Origin of the sequence: Amycolatopsis ponsaeliensis, from assembly GCF_030182635.1 — a bacterium.
Lineage (GTDB): Bacteria > Actinomycetota > Actinomycetes > Mycobacteriales > Pseudonocardiaceae > Amycolatopsis > Amycolatopsis ponsaeliensis.
The window spans coordinates 140,092-159,054 of sequence record NZ_JAPZLD010000005.1; the positions used below are offsets into that span (position 1 = coordinate 140,092).

Sequence of the window (18,963 nt, forward strand, 5' to 3'; positions counted from 1 at the left end):
CCGCCCGGCCGAGCAGAACCCCCGCCGTCCTACGGACCTCGACCGCGCCGCACTCGGGCTGCGCCCGTCCACAACGACCCCGTCCTCTGCCTTAAGGAGCCCGCCGATGAGCTTCAACTTCGACAAGCTCACCACCGAGATCGTCGCCGACTGGGCGCTCGGAACCCTCGAGGAATGGCTGGAAGGCTGGACCGCGCCCCAGGATGACGTGCCCATCCAGTACCGGGCCCGGCCGCAAGACGACGGCACCTGGCTCTTCGAGCCGATGACCTACAGCAGCGAGGACTACCGCGAGCGGCCCGTCCAGCGATTCGAGGTCCGGATCGCCGTCACCGAAATCCAGCCTTAACCCATCTTGCAACATCGGTTGTCTCCCGGAAGTGACTGGGAGACAACCGATCCATCCTTCCGGACGTAGCACTTCCTCTTGTACGGCGCGCATGCGCGGACCGGCAATGGCAGCAGCCCCGGCTGGGCGGTCAAGGCCGGCGCCGCTGCGCGGTCGGCGCGCGCGCCGAGCCTTGCCCCGCCCACCGCCGGCTCCCGCTGCCTCGCCCTGGTCCACGCATCGCGCTGACCAGGAGGAACCGCATGCGCACCACCCTTCCCATCGACGACACCGTCCGGGAGATCCTCGCCGAATCCCGCATCGAGGGCCTGTACCTGTACCTGCCGCCGCGTCAGCTCGACCGCAAGGTCTACACCGCCGTCAACGCGGTGCTCGAGCGCATGGGCGGCACCTGGAACCGCAAAGCGAAGGCACACCTGTTCACCAGCGATCCCACGGACGCGATCAACGCCGTACTCGATGGCGGCACCGTCGCTGCAGCGCCGAAGGTGATCGAGGCGTTCTTCGCGACCCCGGCCGACCTCGCCGAGAAGATCGTCACCGAGTCCGACATCGTCGACCTCGAGGCCGGGGCCGAGGTCCTGGAGCCCTCCGCGGGTGATGGCGCCCTGGTTCGCGCCATCCTCGCCGCGAACCCCGGCGTCCGTGTCACGGCGATTGAGCCCAACGCCGAGCGCGCGGCCGCCATCAGCGGCGATCCGCGTGTCGCTGTCGTGTGCAGCACGCTGGAGGAGTTCGCCGAGACCGCACCGCGCGGGCACTATGCGGCTTGCGTGATGAACCCGCCGTTCGCGATCCCCGGCCAGCCCACGGTCTGGATCAACCACGTGCTGACCGCGTGGAACATGATCGCCGCCGAAGGCCAGCTCCTGGCGATCGTCCCGAGCGGCTTCACCTTCCGCCAAGACCGTCAGCACGAGAACGTCCGGCAGCTGATCACCGCCTACGGCGGGTTCGAAGAACTGCCCGAGGACGCCTTCGCCGAGTCCGGGACCCGGGTACGCACCGTGCTGCTCCACGCACACCGCAACGACATCACGACGTGACCAGCCGGCTGGTGGCGGAGCCCCGGGTCGGGACCCGCCACCAGCTGCTCCGACCGGCGGCGCCGACTACGCCGTGCCCCTGGCTCGCGCGGACTTCCGACTGCAGCAGACCACCTCCAGGCGGGACCAGGGCGCTGCGCGCCGCTGACGCGGAAACCCTTGCCCGCCTGGAGATGACCTGCTGGGCGCGTGACCGTCCACGCCCTACCAGCAGAGGAGCACGTCGATGGGCCGCGCAGCACACACCGCTACTCACACCGATGCCGTGAAGCCCGCACGACGAAGCTCTCGCCACGTTCCCCGCCTGATCCTGGTTCCCGCGATCGGCGCGTTCTACTTCACCTCCGCCTGCGGCCTCGACCTCCTGGACGACACGCTGGAGGAGTACGACTACGTCGCGGTGTGCACCGACTCCCGCACCGGCAACCGGGTCGAGGACGATCAGTGCAGCACCGCGCCCCAGGAGTTCAGCGGCGGCAGCGAGCCGAGTTTCATGTGGTTCTACGTGCCCACGAGCGGCGGCTACACCGCTCCACCGGTTGGTCAGCGCATCGCCGGATCTGCCGGCAGCTACACGACGCCGAAGGCCGGCAAGGGCGGCGCACCCGCCATCCAACGAGGCGGAACACCCCGCTCCGGCGGAGCGATCACCCGAGGCGGTTTCGGAAGCTCGGGCAAGGCCGGAAGCAGTGGCTCATGAAGTCGTCGGCCGGCCTTCACACCGCTGCGTCGAACACAGGTGACCAGCCGCAGCTCAAGCAGGGCGCCGGTCCCTGACGAGGCCGACGCCCCTCCACAGCGCGATCACCACGAGGATCACAGCCACCAAGGCGCGCGCTCCGAGCGCCAACTGCTCCCAGGGTGCTTGCGTCGGGCCGCCCAGCAGGGGCTCTGAGTCGTCGACCAGCGCCGCAGGCACATTCACCAGCGCAACCAGAACCGCGATCACGCCAACGGCGGCAAGCTGCCGGGAACGAGCAAGCTGCCGTGCCGCCAAGCCTTTCCAGAGATCGGGCAGCAGCGGTTGTCCGGTTGTGTCGATCCTCATCCGGGCGAAGCCCGCGACGATGATCGCCAGCGCGCCCAGCACCAGATCAACGACGGCCAAAACCACCACTGAACCCCCTCGATGCCTGCTGTTCTTCGGCCCCCGCACCGGTGGGTCGCAAGACCCAGCAGTGCTAGCGCTTCGCCACCCTATCCATCCGACCAGCGGAAACGCTGAACGCGGTGACCGGTGTGTTCACCAGACACAGGCTTCCGCCTCGACGTTGCGGGGCGGAAGCCGGGCCCCGACTGCGGGTGCGAACTGACGCTCGAGGTCAGCACGCCGACCCGGGGGCACACGGCGATGAACCCGCCCGGGTCACTCCGGCGACGGTCCTCGCTGCGCTGCGGGCCGCCGGAGTGACCGAGCCGAACCCTCGCCGTCCTGCGGACCCCCGGGGCCGGCGTGCTGAGGCCACGGCCATCAGCACGCCACCACCGCAGAAAGGCAGCCCCGGCCATGCAGTCCCTTCGCGACCTGTTCCAGTCCGACACCACCAAGAGCATCCAGATCCGTCCGGCCCGATCTCACGCGCTGGTCGTGATCGACAGCCGCGGTGCCAGGGTGCTGGACCACCCGGTCGCCGGGGTTCGCCGCTCAACGCTGATGGTGCAAGACGGGCACGGGGATCTCGTGCGCAACAAGCCCAGGGTCCTCGCAGAGCGACTGCTCACGCTGCCGGATGTCCTTCCCGAAGAACAGCGCGGCCACGACTACGCCGAGGTGCCGTTGGCCCAGCCTGACCAGCTGGAGAGCGACGACTACACCACCTGGTCGATCATCCCCCGGCTGCTGCTCGTCGACCAGATCGGCGCCAGCAGGGCCCAGTTCACCATCACGAGTCCGCTGGCAGCCGACGTCGACACCTTCGAACTGACTCCGCCGCAGTGGTGGCAGCTCGTGCGGGCCCTGGTCTCCCTCGATGCCTGGATGACTCGACTGAGTCGCGAAATGGACGCAGCTGCAGCAGAAGCACGCCGTGCCGCACTGGCCCCGGCGGCCTAGCGAGAAACCAGGGGACACCCGGCCGAAAACCGGCTGCCGCCCGGGTCCAGGCGCCGGCCCACGGTAGCCGACCGCGCGCTGCGGCCGCTCCTGCACATACGCGCCGATGCAGGCGCAGTCGGCATGCCGGATGGCCGCGCCCGAGCCCGGGCGCGGCCATCGCCGGACTCCACGCCGGCAAGCCGGTGAGGAGCATCCCGTGCCCGTGTACCTCGGTGCCCCCGATCCACAGTGGATCGGTGTCTGCGACCGCCCGCTGATGGTGTCGCACAACAGATTGCGACGGATCAAAAGCGCGTTCAACCTCCCCGTCGCGTACTCGGCGCCGTGGATTCTCGACTCCGGGGCCTATGACGTCGTCACTCGTCACGGCGGCTATCCCGACGACCCCGAGACCTACGTTCGCGCCGTCCGGAACTACGACGTCCAGATCCGGAACCTCCGCTGGGCATCCAGCCAGGACTACCCCTGCGAACAAGAGGCGCTGGCGAAGACCGGGCTGACCGTGCTCGAACACCAGGTGCTGTCCGTCCAGTCGTATCTGGACCTCACCACTTGGTGGAGGCGTCTCGCGCCGCAGCGGCCCTGCCCGTTCCGCCTCGTGATGCAGGGCGACACCGTCGAGTCTTACGTGCGCTGCTGGGACATCGCCGGTGAGAGTGGCGTCGACCTCGCCGCGGTCGACGTCCTCGGCGTGGGCTCAATTTGCCGGCGCGAAAGGACAGACCTTCCCGAGATCGTCGACATCGTCGCCGGGCTGCGCGAGCGCACCACAGCCCGGCTACACGGCTTCGGCGTGCACGCCGAAGCGATCGGCCTGTTCGACGACGTCGACTCGATGGCCTGGAGCAAGGCAGCGCGCGCCCGCCGCGCGAAACACCCCCGGTGCACCGCGTTCCACCGCGTCTGCTCCAGCTGCCTGGTCTACGCCGAGGACTGGCACGAGCGCGTGGCCGCACGACACGCCGCAGCCCGCGCCGGTGCCTGACCGGGCGCCCGGCGCCCGGCGCCCCCGCGCGAAGCATCGCCACCAGCCCCGCAGGCCCGCAACCCTCGCTCCGCTCGAAACGGGTGTGACAGGCCTGCGGGGCCGGTGGCGGTCGGCAGCGCACCCGCCGGCGGCAGCCCGGCCCGTCGCACGCGTCACGGCAGCCGAAGGCGGGTCCGTGCCCACCTAGGCCAAGGACGCCGCCATGACCTTCACCTGCACCACCCTCGACGACCTCGCGCACGTACTCCTCGGCTACACCAGCGGCATCCGTGAGGGCGGCCGCCGTCAGCTCAATCGGAAACTGCACTGCAGCACCGGTGACCACTTCGTCGACCGTGCCCATCGGCTGCTGTGCGGCACCAGCCTCACCAAGACCATCGACTTCGCCGCTGCTCGCGTCGTCGGCACTGACGGTCGGGATCCGACGATGCTCGACATCCTCGCCGCGCTCGTCCGGCTCGACATCGATCCGGAACGGCTCTGCCTGCGGTGCTTCGACACCGCCTCGTGGTCGATCGCCGATGCCTACCGGACAGCGCGGGCACTCCGCGACCCCGACGCTGAGCCCATCGAGGTGAATCTGACCTGGGATCAGCGCGCCGTCATCGCTTACCGCGTCGCCACCACCGACGACCGGCACGCGCCCGTGCCCGAGGACGCCATCCCGCAGCCCTCCGCGCTCATTGCGGTCCGCCTCAGCGCGGTCTCCCACGCGATCGTGGCCGGGTTCGTCGCGGCCGACGATGACCAGGACCGCGTCTACGGCGTCAACGTCGAGGGCATCTTCGGCTCGGACCTCACCTGGCACGAGTTGCGCCGCCAGTTCCCGCTCAGCGCCTACCACGCCTGGGCCGCGACCTTCCCTGATGATGACCCGAGCGACCCGGCACTGCTGACCCCGTTGCGCGCGCTGTTCCCGCTGGCGAAGTTCTGGGGCTTCGCCGCGATCGGCACCGAGGACGACCCCAACTACGAGCCGGACGCCGGGTACTGAACGCGAGGCGTCGGGCGGTGACGTCCTTCACGGTCATCGCCCGGCGGCCGGCCGGTCGGCCGCAGCGGTCGGCTTCGCAACGTCGACAGAGTGCCGATCGCTCTGAAAATGTGTCCCATCCGGGGAACATGGTGCGCCAGTGAAAGTTTTCTACTAAATAAGATTGACGTCGAACGCCTGTCTGAGCGATGATGAATGGACACCAGCAACGAAGGAGTGGTCATGACGAACGTGCGGGAGCGAGGGGCGCAGTGCCAGTATCTGGCCGCCGCGATCGCTGTCGTGTGCCCGTCGAACGACCACAGGAAGCCCTTCTCTTTGCAGGAACAGGACCTTCTGAGCGGCGCAGGCTCCCCACCATGACGTAGGACTCGTCATGTCGAGGGAGCCGCCCATCGGGAAACCGATCCGGGCGGCTTTCTCTATTTAGCGCGCCCGAAAACAATTAATTCCTATCGGCGAGCTTGCGGAAGCGCGGCGGTCTCCAAAACCGTTTGCCGGGGGTTCGACTCCCTCCGCCGGTGCTTAACGCTGCCCATTTCGATGAGCAGTGCAGATCTTTGATACTTACACAGCGGAGCAGACATTTTCCCAATGCTCGTCACCGTCGCCTGACACGCGGCCAGGGCGAGCACCGGGTCCGGCCGTCCACGGGCGGCCGGATCTACTCGGTGGAGACGGGGCAGCGGAGCCCCATCCGGCTGTAAACCGGACGTCCATGCGGCACAGGGGGTTCGACTCCCTCCTCCACCACTTACGCCCCTGTAGCTCAGCGGACAGAGCCGCGGCCTCCTAAGCCGTCACGCGCAGGTTCGACTCCTGCTGGGGGCACGTGCGCCCGGTCATCGTCCGGCCGGGCGCGATCTGCGGTCGTGGTGAACTTGGCGGACACGTCGGTCTTCCAAACCGAAGCAGAGGGTTCGATGCCCTCCGGCCGCTCGCAGCACGCCGGGACCGCAAGGCGCCGGACAAGGCCGATGCGACTGCTGGCTAGGTCACCGCCCTTTCAAGGCGGGGGACCGGGATCGATACCCGGATCGGCTACGCACCAACGACATGCCCCTGTAGCTCAGCTGGACAGAGCGCCGCGCTACGAACGCGGAGGTGCCAGGTTCGAATCCTGGTAGGGGTACTGGCCGACGCGCTCACCGAGCACGCCGGCGGTTTCAAGCTCACGTGGCCCAGCGGCAACGGCAACTCCCTGTCCAGGAGTCGATCGCGGGTTCGAGTCCCGTCGTGAGCGCAGGTTCGACAGCCCTAAGCCGGGCCACCGAACACGAACGCCGTGACAACGCAGCCGCTGCGTCACGGCGATCACCGGGTGCGAGGGGCACTGGCGACCCCACCTGATTTGGGATCAGGAGTCACCGCGTTCGACTCGCGGGTACCCGACCACGATCGCCGCCGTGGAGGCGGCTTCCCCATGGCGCGTTGGTCCAGTTGGCACGGACACCGGCTTCTCACGCCGAAGACGCGGGTTCGATCCCCGCACGCGCTACGCGAGGGGTCCCGGCTCGTCACCGGGTCCCGAGGGTGACCCCCTCGGGATGGAGGGCCTGCCCTCGGGCACGGTGCTCCAGCTCCAACAGAACTCCCACACTCGGCTCTTTAGCTCAAGCGGCAGAGCTCCGGGGTGAAATCCCGGGCGTCAGGGTTCAAGTCCCTGGGGAGCCACTCATGGTGGACCAGAGCTTCGGCACGCCGGGCAATGGCGCCTCAACGCACTTTCAGTCCCGCGGCTCTAGCCCAACTGGCAGAGGCACCTGGTCGAGAACCAGCACAGTCGGGGTTCGACTCCCCGGAGCCGCACGTTCACCACCATGCCTCTTCAGCTCAGCAGGACAGAGCACCCGTCTCGTAAACGGGAGGACCGGGTTCGAGTCCCGGAAGAGGCTCGTGGTCGCATCCGGTCGCCGTAGCGGCCGGTGCGACGACGCCCCTGTAGCCCAACGGCAGAGGCAACGCGCTCAGAACGCGTCCAGTCCAGGTTCAAATCCTGGTAGGGGCACCACATTCCCGGTTGGTGTAGTCGGCAGCACGACGGACTTTGGATCCGCCAGCCCAGGTTCGATCCCTGGACCGGGAGCCGACAACACAAACCCCTGATGCCCGTTGGTCCAGCTGGCACGGACACCGCGCTCTGACCGCGGAGACCGAGGTTCGAACCCTCGACGGGCAGCAAGGCCCCTGTGGCGGAACTGGCAGACGCACGCGGCCCAAACCCGCGCGCCCGCAACGGGTTTGCAGGTTCAACTCCTGCCAGGGGCACACAAACTTGGAGGGCTGGCCGAGCCAGGCAAGGCACCGGGCTGCTAACCCGTGGTCCGGGACCGAACATCCCGGCGCGCGTTCGAATCGCGCGCCCTCCGCGCACGACAACGAGGTGGAGCATGGCGGTCTGTGCAGCGCTCTGATGAAGCGCCGGATCAGGTTCGACTCCTGACACCTCGACAACCACGACAACGGAATCCCGTTGCCGTGCCTGGAGGATTGGCCGAGTCCGGTAAGGCAGCCGTCTCGAAAACGGTGGTCGGCGTGATGAGCGCCGCGCAGGTTCAACTCCTGCATCCTCCGCAGGTCGCTAGCTCAACGGGCAAGAGCAGTCGCCTCTTAAGCGACGGGTACGGGGTTCGAGTCCCCGGCGACCTACTCCACCGGCGTGCTCAATCGCGCGCCGGCACTCGGGCCGCTAGCTCAACAGCGCAGAGCAGTCGCCTTTTAAGCGACGGGTTCAGGGTTCGAGTCCCTGGCGGCCCACCGCGCACGATCTCGCCCTCGTGGTCCAACGGAGCACGACACCGGTGTCCGAAGCCGGAGACGCAGGTTCGACTCCTGCCGGGGGCTCGTAGCCCATTCCCTTGAGGTGTAAGAGGTTGCACACCCGGTTGTTACCCGGGAGGCACCAGGTTCGAGCCCTGGCGGGGGAGCACACACCTGTAGCGGCTGTGGACGCCCGGCAGGCGGAGTCCCACGTCGGACCCGTCAGACGGCTTCCTGCACGGCGGCCTGGATGTGGACGCCGGACGGCAGCAGACCGGGACAGGCACGTCGACGATGAACCCGCGCCCGTCCACCTGGGTGAGACAAGCCCCTTCGGGGTCGCCTCCGGCGATCACACCCCAGGTGAACGAGCCGGAACCCCCGCCGATCCGCGCGAGCGCGGACCTTCCCCCGGCCTGCTGGGCTGCGCCCGTCCACACGCCAGACCACCGACGAGGAAGGCCGACAGCGACGGACCGGACGCGGAAGCTCCCCCTCCCGCAACCGAATCCGCCGCCGGAGGCTGCGGTCCGGAGTGGACATGCAACTCCCGTTGCGAAGCCCCACGGTTACTTCCCCGCATTGGAAATCCAACACCGTAGGGCGACTTGATCTCGGGAGTCGCGACACGTTCAGACGAGGCCCGCTGCGAAGGCGAGGGTTACTTCACGCCATGAGCGGGTTACGGGTTCGAGTCCCGTCCAGGCTGCGGTCTGGTAGCTCAACTGGCAGAGCGGCTCAATACAAGCACCTTCGCCGCTGTGATCTCGGGCCTCGTCTGAACCTGTCTGTCGGCTCCCTCGACCCGAGAGAGCCAGCATGTCGAAGTTCAACACGCCCCGGACCCGCCCGGCCGCGACCTCACCCATCACCTCGGAGACGTCGCCGAGTGGCCTCACCTTTGAAGGCGCCGCGGGCTATGCCCGTGCCCTGCAGTCCGAGCTCTTTGTGCTCGCGGTCAGCAACATGGTCGGTGAGCACACCTTCTACGAGTCCGCCGACAACCGCGACACGCGCTACGCGGAGCTCATCCGGGCAGCGGCGGCGAACGACGCCGACTGGACCGCCCGGTTCCTGCGCTGGCTGCGGCAGGACGCGAACATGCGCACCGCTTCCATCGTCGGTGCGGCGGAATTCGTCAAGGCACGCCTGGACCTCGGCGAGGCCAGCGAGTCCGTCACCAACCGGTCGGTCATCGCATCGGTGCTGCAGCGCGCGGACGAACCCGGCGAGCTGCTCGCGTACTGGGCTGAGATGTACGGGCGAGCCTTCCCGATGCCGGTCAAGCGCGGCGTCGCGGACGCCATCCTGCGCCTGGGCACCGAGTTCAACTACGTCAAGTGGGACTCCGAAGGCCGCGGGTACCGGTTCGCCGACCTGCTGAACCTGACCCATCCCGGCGACCGCAAGGGCAGCGCCCAGCACATCCGCGGCGACTGGCAGCACGACCTATTCGGCTACATCGTCAAGAAGCCGCACCAGCCCGACATGCCGGCGCCGACGTCGCTGCCGCTGCTGACACGACGCCAGGCACTGCTGGACATGCCGGTCGACGAGCGCCGCACGGTCTTGGAGAACCCGGACCTGCTGCGCGCCGCGGGCATGACCTGGGAATCGCTGGCCGGCTGGCTGCAGGGCCCGATGGACGCGGCAGCATGGGAGGCAATCATCCCGTCAATGGGGCTGATGGCCCTCGCGCGCAACCTGCGCAACTTCGACAACGCTGGAGTTTCCGACGCCGTCGCCAAGCAGATCGGGGACCGACTGGCCGACCCGGAACAGGTCGCGAAGTCGCAGATGTTCCCGATGCGGTTTCTCTCCGCCTACCGCTCGGCGCCGTCGCTGCGCTGGGGTTGGGCGCTCGAGCAGGCAATCGGCCACTCGCTGGCCAACGTTCCGCGGCTGGACGGCAAGACCCTGATCCTGGTCGACACCTCCAGCTCGATGCAGGAGGTGTTCAGCAAGGACGGCACCCTCGCGCGATGGGACGCGGCAGCGGTCTTCGGGCTCGCACTCGGCAGCCGCTGCGCGTCGGCAGACATCGTGTCGTTCTCCAGCGGCGCCTGGAGCCGCACCGCCACAAAGGTGTTCGACCTCCGGCAGGCCGAGTCGCTGCTGAAGGCAGTCGAGCGATGGGACGCAGGCGGATTCTTCCTCGGCGGCGGCACCGACACCGAAGGCGCGCTGCGGACCCACTTCCGCGACCACGACCGAGTGGTGATCCTGACCGACGAACAGGCCAGCTACGGCGACGTGGGGCACGTGCTCCCGGCCTCCACACCGCTCTACACCTGGAACCTCGCCGGATACAAGTACGGCCACGCACCCAGCGGCGGCCGCAACCGCCACACCTTCGCAGGCCTGACCGACCAGGGCTTCGCGATGATCCCGCTGCTGGAAGCAGGCCACGACACGAAGTGGCCGTTCTGACACGGTGACCGACGACAGGTGGCTGCCCGAAACCCGGGCAGTCACCTGCCGGCCTCGGCCGCACAACGGGGGACGCGCCGGTGCGCAGACGATCCTTGCAAGATCGTCGTGGAGGGTTCGACACCCTCGTTCTCCACTACGCCACCCACAGGTGGCCGAACGCGTGTAGCTCAGCGGCGAGAGCGCCCCGCCCACACCGGGGAAGCCCCAGGTTCGAGTCCTGGTACGCGTACAGCCCCATCCGTCACCGACACGGTGACGACGTCCTGTAGCTCAGTTGGCAGAGCATCCGCGCGACATGCGGAAGGCCCCAGGTTCAAACCCTGGCGGGACGACTGTGACCGAGGCCGAAGAAGACGAGGCCCTGGATTGTGGCTCCAGGCGAAGCCGGTGCGAGTCCGGTCGGTCACCCCATTCTCGTCTCGGGCGCCCCCGCGACGACGACGCGCGCGGTTCGGCAACCAGCTGGGCCTCATAAGCCCGGCCGACGTGGGTCGGCACCACGGCGCGCGACAACCGGTCAGCCCATGCTGACTCCGGCCCGTGTCATGACGGTCGTGAGGCGGCCTGCAAAGCCGTCGTCCACCGGGTTCGACTCCCGGACGGGCCTCCCGGAAATGCCCTGCTCCGCTGTGTCGCCGTGATCCGCTCACCGCGACAGGGCACGAACGACTGTGCTCGCGTAGAGCCGATTGAGGAAGTCGGCGCCCTCATGACCACGGGCGCTGCGCAGGTGCGCGAGGGCGTTCTCCAGCCGTGCGTCAACGACGATCTCCCGGCCGTTCGGATTGCGGAACCTCTCGATCAAGTCCGCCAGCTTGACCGGATAACCGAGCCTGCGTTGAAGAATTTCCACTTGCTCGCGGCGTCGCCGGCCGAGTCCTGCGTTTCCAGCCACCCGATGAGGACATCGCCGAGATGCTGGCGGCTCTGGTCGTCCCAGAACGCCAGCAGGTGCTGGGTCACATAGGTCGCTGGCTCGCTATCCGAGGCCCTTGCCGCCAGGTGGTCGTCGAACTGCGCGTGGCCGAGACGCCGCGCATCGGCGAGGGCGGCGCGGGAGTCCTGCGGATTGGGCCCCGACAGAGGTCATGAAGGCATCGAAAGTCTGACGATCCATCTTGTTCCCGTTCGCGTGGGCGGAATTGAACCAGCCCCGCGTCCGCGGGGAACGAGCGGCGACGATCCTACGACACCGGCCTTCAGCCCGTCGCAGCATGGCGCCGACAGCGGCGGGCACCCTGGCTCTTCGCGATGATGCCCAGCCGCACCTCGGCATTCCGGCAGCCGGACGAGGACGGGGCACTCCTTGTCGCCCCGCGCTACGAACCCGAGCGCGGCCGCGGTCATGGCCCGCTTGACGAGGCGGGACCTCCTGCCGTCCGCCTTTGCGGGTGCTGCCGCGAGGACGCACCGACGTCAGCGGATCCTCTCCCGGCGCTTCAAGGGCGCCTTCGGCGTCGCACGCGATGGGCCTGCGGCCCACCCTTTCCGCGCCGGGAGCGGGCTCCGCTCGAACCATGAGCGTCCCCGCACCCAATCACCCGAACAGGAGAGCCGGATGCCGATCACCTGCGGAAACCGAGCTGGTCACCTCGATGGACGCCCTGCCATCCACGCGACGATCGACGCCGTCCGCGCCTGCTGCACGGCCGAGCGCACCTGGACCTGCGACTGGCTCGTGCCCCACATGCATCCTGAGGACGGCGAGATCTACACGCTCGAATGCGGCGGGCTTGCCTGGGATCTGCCCGACGACCGCGGCCACACCTGCGAGTTCGGCCACGAGCATGTCCGCGCCGAAGCCCGCCATGCCGAAGGCTGGGACTACGCGGCCGACCCCGAGGAAGCCGGGCTCCTGGCCGGTCGAGGTGTCATCCCGGTCGCGATGGACGGCGGCCCCATCGACATCGACAAAGGCGCCTTCGACTACGCGGCCGCTCTACCCGGACCCCGCTAGCACGGGGCGGACCGCACGCAGTCCGCCGAGCCGCCGGAGGTGCCGAGTCGACGTCGGCCGGACACTTCCGGCGCTAGGCACCCGCCAGCCGACAGCCGACTGAATCCTGAGAGGATCGCCTGATGACGCTGCAGTACGCCACCGGGGACGCCACCCGTCCGGACGCCTCAGGGAACAAGGTGATCAGCCACGTCTGCAACGACCGGGGCGGCTGGGGGAGAGGATTCGTCGTCGCGGTGTCACGGCGCTGGCCGCAGCCCGAGCGCGAGTACCGAACCTGGAGCCGAACCGCAGGCTTCCGGCTCGGAGCTGTTCAGCTGGTGCAGGTGGAGCCGGACACGTGGGTCGCGAACATGGTCGCCCAGCGTGGCTACCGCACCAGCAGCAACCCAGTGCCGCTGCGCTATGACGCACTCGAGGAGTGCCTGGCCGTCCTCGCCGCCCAGGCGGCCGAGCTGGACGCGAGCGTGCACATGCCCCGCATCGGATCCGGACTCGCCGGCGGAACCTGGGACCAGATCACTCCCGTCATCGACAACACACTGACGGCCCGAGGCATCGCCACTACCGTGTACGACCTCCCGTAGCCGCACCACCGTCGCATCGGCCGCTGGCAGGTGACCCGGGTGGTCGCCTGCGCGGCATCCGGCCGTGACACCGGTCGGCACCGAGAAGCCAAGCAGTTCCCGTCGCTTCGATCCTTCCAACCACCACTTCGGCGCCAGAGACGGAACCGGTTACCCCAGCACGATGGATGGGGGTTCGCGGCAAGCGCATCACGCCCGGCCGTCCAGGGGAGACCAGCCTCGCTGCGCTCGGTCGCGCTGCGCGCGATCCCACCCCGGACGGACGAGCGTGGCACGCTTGCCCGCCCTGCGGCCCCCATCCACCATGCTCCGGCGCGCCCGTTCCAACTCCAGCGCGACCGAAGTGGACGGACGATTGGCTCACTCTCACAACGAAAAATGCTATGACGCGCATCAGCATTGCACGCTCAAGGCTCACACCCACACCAGTCGCTGCATTCCGCAGGACTGCCCGAAGTACCGGCACAAGCACACCGCCAACTGCTATGAGGCCGTGTTGAAATGCCGGAAGTTCACATAGGTCTCTTCTCTGGGGCGCTGTTCAGGACATCGCGTCGCTGGCCACGGCAGCCGGTGCCGTCGGGCGCCTGGCCCACGCTGCCCCAGAGCCTCGTCGAGGTGGCAAGCCGGAAAGGCGTCGGCTTGCCACCTCCCTGTCTCTGGGGCGTCTCGGGCCGCGCTCCGCCCGGCACCAGCTGGGCGAGCTCACGCCGAACCCGAGACCTAGGGAGCCGATGACCGTGGGAGACGCATCCGCAAGCCTGACCATCCACTCCTGCCCGCCGCACCGCGTGCGCTCCGTCGCCACGATTCTCGAGGACCGCGGCCTGATCCACCGCGAACACGTCGAGCGCAGGACACTCCTCATTGGACTGACGTGCACTCCCGACCTCTGCTCACCGGGAGATCTGCTCGACCTGGCGGACGACCTGATCGACACCGCCCCCGAGGCGTCCTTCACCGTTTACGAGGATTCGACCGACGAGTGGCTCGGCTCCTTCTGCCGCTACGTCCCGGGCCTGGGACGGTTCGTCGCGAGCACCGACCATGACGGGGATGCCGTGTTCACCGCACGGGAAGTCCTCGAACTGGACCAGATGAGTCCCGGCGACCGGCGGGCCGCACTCGGAGTCCCGTGGTCCGAGGCGATCGCGGCGATGCCGACCGACGACGCGGTCGAACCGCAGCCTTACAACACACGCTGGGATCCGGCCAGCGGCAAAATCACCGCGCTCGGAGCCGGTCCCGACGGAGCGGACGTGACTATCACCCCGGCCTGTGTCACCGAGGTCGACGACGACGGCAACCTCGCTGACACTACGGCCGCCGACGCCGCCCTGGCCGGCAACGGATTCCTCCGCGCCAACCCGTGGGAAGCGCTCAACGTCACCTGCCGCACCTGGGGCACCGACGTCTATCTCGCACCGGAAGACACACCCGGCAGCACCGGACCGACGCCCGGCATTCAGAGCTGACTCCCACCGCTACGTCCGCCGGTGCCGGACCCGTTCCAACGGAGGTCGTCCGGCGCCGGCGGCGACCGTCGGTCCGACTTCGCGCCTCGGCGTCGCCCCGCCTCGAAAGGACCTCGCTCTCATGCACGTCATCCAGGCCAGCGGCGGAATCGGCAGCTGGGCCACCGCTCAGCGCGTCGCCGCCAAGCACGGCACCCACGACATGATCCTCTTGTTCTGCGACACACTGATCGAGGAAGACAGCCTCTACGCCTTCCTGACCGAGTCAGCCGAGCAGCTCGGCGCGCGACTTGTGCGCGTAACTGGAGTACGCACAGGTTCCCCGCCCATGGAGCTGGCCGCGTAGTCGCATTTCAGCAGGCCAGGACCGGTCCCCTTGTCCACAGTGAATCGTCCAGGATTCCGGGCGTAACTCCTGGATTTCAGGAGTAACTCGTGTAATCTACCTCGCTGTGTCGGATTCCAGGAGTCGCAGGCTGTCGCTCCTCTCGTCGACGACCCCGCCAGCCGGCGACGAGCCGATCGCCGAGGCAGATCTGGCAGAGGTCGTCACGTTGCAGCGGCGGAAGGCAGCCAGCGCATCGGACGGCGGCGAGGAGACGCTCTACCTCGACACGCTGGCGGAGTACCAGTGGGCGCGCGACGTGTCCGGCCTGGCTGCGACCACGTTGGACCGGCTGGTCAGGCCGGTGGTCGAGATCTGTGAGCACTACGGCGTGGTCGCGTGGCGGCTGACTCCGCGGCAGGTAGATCACTACTTCGCCGGGCCGGGTAAGCGCGGCCGCTCCACTGTGCGCCAGAAGATGAACCTGCTCGACCACTATTTCGCGTTCCTGGAGCAACGCTACGCCGGCGAGATCGCCCGCCTGTTCGGCATCGGCGTCGAGTCACCGATAGATCCATTCAACCGGCCCCGGCACCGTGGCGACTTCGGGCTGCGGGTGCCGCCGTCGCAGCGGGCGACACGCGAGTTCTTCACCCGCTGGAGAGACTCGCTGGATCAAGCGCGCAAGCCAGTCATCGCTCGCCGCGACTATGTGATGGGCAAGCTGACCTACATCTCTGGCGTTCGGGCCGCCGAGCTGTGCTCGGTGAAGATCGGCGACGTGCATTGGGAATCTGGCCAATGGGGCCGGTTCCTGGTCAACGGCAAGGGCGCTCGCGGGTCGGGCCCCAGGCAGCGCGAGGCATACCTGTTCGAGGACGGCCGCGCCCTGCTTTGGTGGTACGTCGAGGAAGTCCGTGGTGAGTTTTGCGATGACCCCGAGGACCTGACCGCGCCGCTGTTTCCGTCCGAGCGGATCCCGACGGCCGTGACAGCGCTGAACGTCGATGTCCCAGGCATCGCGGTGACGCCGTCCACGTTCCGGAGAACGCTCAAGGCCGCTGGCCACCGGTTCGTGACCGGCCCGGTGACCGAGCTGTATCCCCACCTGCTGCGGCATGCGTGCGCGACGCACAACTACGAGCGCGGGATGTCGCTGTGGGAAGTACAGAAACTTCTCGGCCATGATCGGCCGACGACCACAGTTTCATACCTAGCCACCGCACACGCCGATCCAGAGAGGGCCAGTCTGGATGCCGCCGGCAGGGCGGTGCAACGACTCGTTATGGACAAGGGGAACCTGCGATGAAGTGGAATCTGCGCTGGGCGGCGGCCAAGCGCGACATCTGGCGGCCCAGCGACCTGCTGGCCGCGTTCCAGGAAGTCGGGTTCGAACCGTCCCTGTCCAAGGTCGCTGCCTTGTGGAGCAACAAACCGATCAGCCTCCGGCTGGACGATCTAGACAAGATCTGCGCCGCGCTGCACTGCACGGTCGCCGACCTGCTGGAAGCCGAGCCCTTGGCCAGCAGCGACGAGACCCGGCAACAGCGCGCCGTCGGCGCCGAAGACGAATCCGGTGGCGCGGTGCGGCCGACGCCACGGCGTGGCCGGTCGGGCGGTCGTCGTTCGCTGCCGCCCAACTGACGTGGCGCGACGTCAGTGGCCGGTCGGCCAGTGCCGGGTCTGCTTCGGCTGGGGTGAGCTTCGCCAGTACGCAGACTGCGTCAGCTGCTCGACCTGGAGGCAGAAGCATGTCGCCGTGGCGGACTGCCAGCGGTGTGGGCACTCCAGCCATGTCAACACCGACAACCTATGTCGCCTGTGTCTGCGCGAAATACGGACCAGCGATCCCGGCTGGATGATCGATCAACGCTCCGATGGTTCGTGCCAGCTGGGCCTGATCCTGCCCGGAGTTCGCCTACCGTCAGCGCAACCACTGGACCGCCCGCTGCGGGGCCAAACACCGGACCGCAGTCGGCCACGATCGTGGCTGGAACGGCTACACGCCGCCGCTCCGCGGTTCGCGGACGATCTGCGGGTCCTGCCTCCGGCGACTCCTGGTCAGCTCATGTTGATGCGGCCGCGGCGCCAGATCCTCGAAGCGGACGAGGCCCGCATCCGCGACCGTGTTCTGCACGGGCAGGACGAGGTGCGTGCCGTTGCGTTCGCTTTCGCCACAGAGCGCGGTTTCTCGAAAGGAATCCAGTACTGGCTGGCGCGCATCGGTCGGCTGGTGCTCGCCATACGTGACGCTGACGGGGAAACGCTGGTCACGGCTGATGTGCTGGACGATCTGCCGAGGTTCGACAAGCACATGACCGAGATCTTGCGTCGAGCAGGCATGTTAGGTCCGCGCCGTGTCGCCCTTCCGATCACGACCAAAGACACTTCAGTAGCGCGTGGATGTATCGACTGTGGTTGCTGGGGCATCCACGCCTATCCACGCTGTAGGCCTTGCCAGAGCTGGAAATTCAGCCTGCGGCATCCGATCGGCCCTTGTTCGCGATGCCGGCGAACAAAGTCGCCGGTCCGGGCTGACGGCCTCTGTCGAGGCTGCTCGGTGCACATTGCTGAACATGGACCGGACGCCACCGGTCAGCGCGGAACGCAGCTGTGGTTCGGCGGCCAGTTCGCGCTCAAGCTGCGACACCGCGCGGGCTATCTCGGCGCGGATCTTCCCGGCTACCGGGCCCGTCGACGCACAGCAGCAGATCGACCGCAAGCTCGACTTTCGCCGCATCTGGTCGATCCTCGCCAAGACGAGCTGTTCGAGGTCCGGCGCGACTGGAGTTGCATCGCTGCCGGCTCGCTGGACCAGCTGCCTGCGTTGGCTCCCTCCGCCAAGGCACTGATGACAGAGCTCGACCGCTATGCCCGTAGCCGGCATTGGGAGGATGCGCTTCGAGGCCTGGTGGCTCGCAGTCTCCGCATCGTGCTGGCGTGGATCGGCGCCGACGCCCCGATTCATGAAGCGGATGTTCGTTCTCTCCCGTCGGATCGGCCTGGCACGAACGCGCGCCGTGCCGTTGAATTCCTTGCCTCGCGGGCCATGCTCATTCCGGATCCGGATCGCCGGGTCGGCACCCATGAACGGGTTCTCGAGCAACGGATTCAGGCGTTGCCAGCTGGCCTGGCCGACGAGCTGCGCCGCTGGGCGCAGGTCCTTCGTGGCGAAGGGCGGCGCCCTCATCCGGCCCGGTCGTTTGAGACCATCCGCAAGTACCTCGGCTACGCCTACCCAGTCCTTCAGCACTGGAGCAACGAATACGACAGCCTTCGGGAGATCACTCCGCAACACATCGACAGCGCGATGCACGGACTCATCGGCCACCCCGCCGCCGATCGGCTCACCGCGCTCCGCAGCATTTTCCGTGCACTCAAACAAGAACGCGTCATCTTCCGCGACCCCACCCGAGGTTTCACCGTCGCTGCCATCGTGAGACTGCCCGCCTCAATCTCCACCGACCGGCTGCGCGGCCTGATCGACCGCGCGGACGGTCCGTTGGCCAAGCTTGTCGTCGCGCTCATCGCGATCCACGCTCTCGGCAAGCGCGAGGTCACCGAACTGAAGCTGGCCGACCTCGATCGGGCGTGCGGCACGCTGATCGTCCGCCGCCGCGGCGGACGTCACGTCGTCTATCTCGATGAGCTCACCCTCCAGCTCGCGCTGGCCTGGCTGCGAGAGCGACATCGTCGCTGGCCAGCTGCGTCTAACCCATACCTGCTGATCAGCGAACAGTCGGCGGACATGGTTAGCGAGCCACCAGTGTCCAGTCACGTCATCGACGTGATCTTCCGGCCTCTCGGCGTCCGCCCGTCTGCGCTGAGACAGGACCGAATTCTCGACGAGGCCCGCCACACCGCCGATCCCGTGCACCTCATGCGGATCTTCGGTATCAGCGTCACCACCGCGATGGACTACGTGCACGCCGCCCATCCCGAGCGCAGATCCACTCTGCCGCGATGACCACCAAACGGGAGTTCTTTCGCCAG

Annotated in this window: 18 protein-coding genes and 25 tRNA genes; 40 read left to right on the forward strand and 3 right to left on the reverse strand. The window is 67.9% G+C overall.

The window, feature by feature from the left end:
* The first annotated feature begins 106 nt into the window (after window positions 1-106).
* The 3 genes from QQ657_RS09590 (at window position 107) to QQ657_RS09600 (ending at window position 2,095) form a co-directional block, all read left to right on the forward strand.
* Window positions 107-349 carry a hypothetical protein gene (locus QQ657_RS09590; RefSeq protein WP_284741759.1) on the forward strand — a complete coding sequence of 81 codons (243 nt, stop codon included), beginning with the start codon at window positions 107-109 and terminating at the stop codon, window positions 347-349.
* 242 nt (window positions 350-591) lie between these two features.
* On the forward strand, window positions 592-1,395 hold the full coding sequence (locus QQ657_RS09595; protein ID WP_284741760.1) for a hypothetical protein: 804 nt from the start codon (window positions 592-594) through the stop codon (window positions 1,393-1,395).
* A 226-nt stretch (window positions 1,396-1,621) separates the two neighbouring features.
* Window positions 1,622-2,095: a hypothetical protein gene (locus QQ657_RS09600; RefSeq protein WP_284741761.1), complete on the forward strand. Its 474-nt coding sequence runs from the start codon at window positions 1,622-1,624 to the stop codon at window positions 2,093-2,095.
* A 54-nt stretch (window positions 2,096-2,149) separates the two neighbouring features.
* Here the strand turns inward: QQ657_RS09600 and QQ657_RS09605 are convergent, their stop codons facing one another.
* Window positions 2,150-2,509, reverse strand: coding sequence for a hypothetical protein (locus QQ657_RS09605; protein WP_284741762.1), 360 nt, complete (start codon window positions 2,507-2,509; stop codon window positions 2,150-2,152).
* Window positions 2,510-2,902: 393 nt separating this feature from the next.
* Here QQ657_RS09605 and QQ657_RS09610 point away from each other — a divergent pair, with 393 nt between their 5' ends.
* The 30 genes from QQ657_RS09610 (at window position 2,903) to QQ657_RS09755 (ending at window position 11,233) form a co-directional block, all read left to right on the forward strand.
* Window positions 2,903-3,448, forward strand: coding sequence for a hypothetical protein (locus QQ657_RS09610; RefSeq protein ID WP_284741763.1), 546 nt, complete (start codon window positions 2,903-2,905; stop codon window positions 3,446-3,448).
* Between the two features lie 199 nt (window positions 3,449-3,647).
* Complete coding sequence (locus tag QQ657_RS09615; RefSeq protein WP_284741764.1) at window positions 3,648-4,436, forward strand: deazapurine DNA modification protein DpdA family protein; 789 nt, start codon at window positions 3,648-3,650, stop codon at window positions 4,434-4,436.
* 205 nt (window positions 4,437-4,641) lie between these two features.
* Window positions 4,642-5,433 carry a hypothetical protein gene (locus QQ657_RS09620; protein WP_284741765.1) on the forward strand — a complete coding sequence of 264 codons (792 nt, stop codon included), beginning with the start codon at window positions 4,642-4,644 and terminating at the stop codon, window positions 5,431-5,433.
* Between the two features lie 222 nt (window positions 5,434-5,655).
* Window positions 5,656-5,796, forward strand: coding sequence for a hypothetical protein (locus QQ657_RS09625; RefSeq protein WP_284741766.1), 141 nt, complete (start codon window positions 5,656-5,658; stop codon window positions 5,794-5,796).
* A gap of 91 nt (window positions 5,797-5,887) precedes the next feature.
* Window positions 5,888-5,957: transfer RNA gene (locus QQ657_RS09630), tRNA-Trp, on the forward strand.
* 146 nt (window positions 5,958-6,103) lie between these two features.
* Window positions 6,104-6,186, forward strand: a tRNA-Tyr gene (locus QQ657_RS09635).
* 5 nt (window positions 6,187-6,191) lie between these two features.
* A tRNA-Arg gene (locus QQ657_RS09640) sits at window positions 6,192-6,264 on the forward strand.
* 35 nt (window positions 6,265-6,299) lie between these two features.
* Window positions 6,300-6,372, forward strand: a tRNA-Gly gene (locus tag QQ657_RS09645).
* Between the two features lie 33 nt (window positions 6,373-6,405).
* Window positions 6,406-6,477 (forward strand) — tRNA-Glu (locus QQ657_RS09650).
* Window positions 6,478-6,491: 14 nt separating this feature from the next.
* Window positions 6,492-6,565, forward strand: a tRNA-Arg gene (locus tag QQ657_RS09655).
* Between the two features lie 38 nt (window positions 6,566-6,603).
* Window positions 6,604-6,676 (forward strand) — tRNA-Asp (locus QQ657_RS09660).
* A 75-nt stretch (window positions 6,677-6,751) separates the two neighbouring features.
* A tRNA-Pro gene (locus QQ657_RS09665) sits at window positions 6,752-6,828 on the forward strand.
* A gap of 30 nt (window positions 6,829-6,858) precedes the next feature.
* Window positions 6,859-6,931: transfer RNA gene (locus tag QQ657_RS09670), tRNA-Glu, on the forward strand.
* Window positions 6,932-7,035: 104 nt separating this feature from the next.
* Window positions 7,036-7,107 (forward strand) — tRNA-Phe (locus tag QQ657_RS09675).
* A gap of 61 nt (window positions 7,108-7,168) precedes the next feature.
* Window positions 7,169-7,242, forward strand: a tRNA-Leu gene (locus QQ657_RS09680).
* A gap of 13 nt (window positions 7,243-7,255) precedes the next feature.
* Window positions 7,256-7,328: transfer RNA gene (locus QQ657_RS09685), tRNA-Thr, on the forward strand.
* 40 nt (window positions 7,329-7,368) lie between these two features.
* Window positions 7,369-7,444: transfer RNA gene (locus QQ657_RS09690), tRNA-Leu, on the forward strand.
* A gap of 3 nt (window positions 7,445-7,447) precedes the next feature.
* Window positions 7,448-7,519: transfer RNA gene (locus tag QQ657_RS09695), tRNA-Gln, on the forward strand.
* Window positions 7,520-7,539: 20 nt separating this feature from the next.
* Window positions 7,540-7,612: transfer RNA gene (locus QQ657_RS09700), tRNA-Gln, on the forward strand.
* Between the two features lie 4 nt (window positions 7,613-7,616).
* Window positions 7,617-7,701, forward strand: a tRNA-Leu gene (locus QQ657_RS09705).
* Window positions 7,702-7,710: 9 nt separating this feature from the next.
* Window positions 7,711-7,802 (forward strand) — tRNA-Ser (locus QQ657_RS09710).
* Window positions 7,803-7,917: 115 nt separating this feature from the next.
* Window positions 7,918-8,007 (forward strand) — tRNA-Ser (locus QQ657_RS09715).
* 1 nt (window position 8,008) lies between these two features.
* A tRNA-Lys gene (locus tag QQ657_RS09720) sits at window positions 8,009-8,082 on the forward strand.
* 34 nt (window positions 8,083-8,116) lie between these two features.
* Window positions 8,117-8,190: transfer RNA gene (locus QQ657_RS09725), tRNA-Lys, on the forward strand.
* A 14-nt stretch (window positions 8,191-8,204) separates the two neighbouring features.
* Window positions 8,205-8,277, forward strand: a tRNA-Arg gene (locus QQ657_RS09730).
* A 10-nt stretch (window positions 8,278-8,287) separates the two neighbouring features.
* A tRNA-Asn gene (locus QQ657_RS09735) sits at window positions 8,288-8,360 on the forward strand.
* A gap of 652 nt (window positions 8,361-9,012) precedes the next feature.
* On the forward strand, window positions 9,013-10,623 hold the full coding sequence (locus QQ657_RS09740) for a TROVE domain-containing protein (protein WP_091628463.1): 1,611 nt from the start codon (window positions 9,013-9,015) through the stop codon (window positions 10,621-10,623).
* A gap of 159 nt (window positions 10,624-10,782) precedes the next feature.
* Window positions 10,783-10,855 (forward strand) — tRNA-Val (locus QQ657_RS09745).
* A gap of 30 nt (window positions 10,856-10,885) precedes the next feature.
* Window positions 10,886-10,958: transfer RNA gene (locus QQ657_RS09750), tRNA-Val, on the forward strand.
* A gap of 203 nt (window positions 10,959-11,161) precedes the next feature.
* Window positions 11,162-11,233: transfer RNA gene (locus tag QQ657_RS09755), tRNA-Cys, on the forward strand.
* 39 nt (window positions 11,234-11,272) lie between these two features.
* On the opposite strand, the gene QQ657_RS09760 is transcribed toward QQ657_RS09755, so the two are convergent.
* Both QQ657_RS09760 and QQ657_RS09765 read right to left on the reverse strand, forming a co-directional pair.
* A complete protein-coding gene (locus QQ657_RS09760; protein WP_284741767.1) occupies window positions 11,273-11,431 on the reverse strand; it encodes a hypothetical protein in 159 nt (52 codons plus the stop codon).
* Complete coding sequence (locus QQ657_RS09765; RefSeq protein ID WP_284741768.1) at window positions 11,428-11,589, reverse strand: hypothetical protein; 162 nt, start codon at window positions 11,587-11,589, stop codon at window positions 11,428-11,430. The genes QQ657_RS09760 and QQ657_RS09765 overlap by 4 nt, the downstream gene beginning before the upstream one ends.
* Before the next feature lie 595 nt (window positions 11,590-12,184).
* Here QQ657_RS09765 and QQ657_RS09770 point away from each other — a divergent pair.
* The 7 genes from QQ657_RS09770 (at window position 12,185) to QQ657_RS09800 (ending at window position 18,937) form a co-directional block, all read left to right on the forward strand.
* Window positions 12,185-12,583 carry a hypothetical protein gene (locus QQ657_RS09770; protein ID WP_143086439.1) on the forward strand — a complete coding sequence of 133 codons (399 nt, stop codon included), beginning with the start codon at window positions 12,185-12,187 and terminating at the stop codon, window positions 12,581-12,583.
* Window positions 12,584-12,705: 122 nt separating this feature from the next.
* Window positions 12,706-13,170 carry a macro domain-containing protein gene (locus QQ657_RS09775; RefSeq protein WP_177231783.1) on the forward strand — a complete coding sequence of 155 codons (465 nt, stop codon included), beginning with the start codon at window positions 12,706-12,708 and terminating at the stop codon, window positions 13,168-13,170.
* 734 nt (window positions 13,171-13,904) lie between these two features.
* Complete coding sequence (locus QQ657_RS09780; RefSeq protein ID WP_284741769.1) at window positions 13,905-14,645, forward strand: hypothetical protein; 741 nt, start codon at window positions 13,905-13,907, stop codon at window positions 14,643-14,645.
* 121 nt (window positions 14,646-14,766) lie between these two features.
* Entirely contained in the window at window positions 14,767-14,991 is a 225-nt protein-coding gene (locus QQ657_RS09785; protein ID WP_284741770.1) for a hypothetical protein, read from the forward strand.
* A 106-nt stretch (window positions 14,992-15,097) separates the two neighbouring features.
* Complete coding sequence (locus QQ657_RS09790; protein ID WP_284741771.1) at window positions 15,098-16,279, forward strand: tyrosine-type recombinase/integrase; 1,182 nt, start codon at window positions 15,098-15,100, stop codon at window positions 16,277-16,279.
* Entirely contained in the window at window positions 16,276-16,614 is a 339-nt protein-coding gene (locus tag QQ657_RS09795; protein WP_284741772.1) for a helix-turn-helix domain-containing protein, read from the forward strand. The genes QQ657_RS09790 and QQ657_RS09795 overlap by 4 nt, the downstream gene beginning before the upstream one ends.
* 424 nt (window positions 16,615-17,038) lie before the next feature.
* Window positions 17,039-18,937: a site-specific integrase gene (locus QQ657_RS09800; protein ID WP_284741773.1), complete on the forward strand. Its 1,899-nt coding sequence runs from the start codon at window positions 17,039-17,041 to the stop codon at window positions 18,935-18,937.
* Window positions 18,938-18,963: the final 26 nt, after the last annotated feature.

What these genes read in the sequence shown, in the direction of transcription:
- QQ657_RS09590 (WP_284741759.1), top strand. Translation starts at nt 107, where the DNA reads ATGAGCTTCAACTTCGACAAGCTCACCACCGAGATCGTCGCCGACTGG.
- QQ657_RS09595 (WP_284741760.1), top strand. Translation starts at nt 592, where the DNA reads ATGCGCACCACCCTTCCCATCGACGACACCGTCCGGGAGATCCTCGCC.
- QQ657_RS09600 (WP_284741761.1), top strand. Translation starts at nt 1,622, where the DNA reads ATGGGCCGCGCAGCACACACCGCTACTCACACCGATGCCGTGAAGCCC.
- QQ657_RS09610 (WP_284741763.1), top strand. Translation starts at nt 2,903, where the DNA reads ATGCAGTCCCTTCGCGACCTGTTCCAGTCCGACACCACCAAGAGCATC.
- QQ657_RS09620 (WP_284741765.1), top strand. Translation starts at nt 4,642, where the DNA reads ATGACCTTCACCTGCACCACCCTCGACGACCTCGCGCACGTACTCCTC.
- QQ657_RS09625 (WP_284741766.1), top strand. Translation starts at nt 5,656, where the DNA reads ATGACGAACGTGCGGGAGCGAGGGGCGCAGTGCCAGTATCTGGCCGCC.
- QQ657_RS09740 (WP_091628463.1), top strand. Translation starts at nt 9,013, where the DNA reads ATGTCGAAGTTCAACACGCCCCGGACCCGCCCGGCCGCGACCTCACCC.
- QQ657_RS09770 (WP_143086439.1), top strand. Translation starts at nt 12,185, where the DNA reads ATGCCGATCACCTGCGGAAACCGAGCTGGTCACCTCGATGGACGCCCT.
- QQ657_RS09775 (WP_177231783.1), top strand. Translation starts at nt 12,706, where the DNA reads ATGACGCTGCAGTACGCCACCGGGGACGCCACCCGTCCGGACGCCTCA.
- QQ657_RS09780 (WP_284741769.1), top strand. Translation starts at nt 13,905, where the DNA reads ATGACCGTGGGAGACGCATCCGCAAGCCTGACCATCCACTCCTGCCCG.
- QQ657_RS09785 (WP_284741770.1), top strand. Translation starts at nt 14,767, where the DNA reads ATGCACGTCATCCAGGCCAGCGGCGGAATCGGCAGCTGGGCCACCGCT.
- QQ657_RS09795 (WP_284741772.1), top strand. Translation starts at nt 16,276, where the DNA reads ATGAAGTGGAATCTGCGCTGGGCGGCGGCCAAGCGCGACATCTGGCGG.
- QQ657_RS09800 (WP_284741773.1), top strand. Translation starts at nt 17,039, where the DNA reads ATGTTGATGCGGCCGCGGCGCCAGATCCTCGAAGCGGACGAGGCCCGC.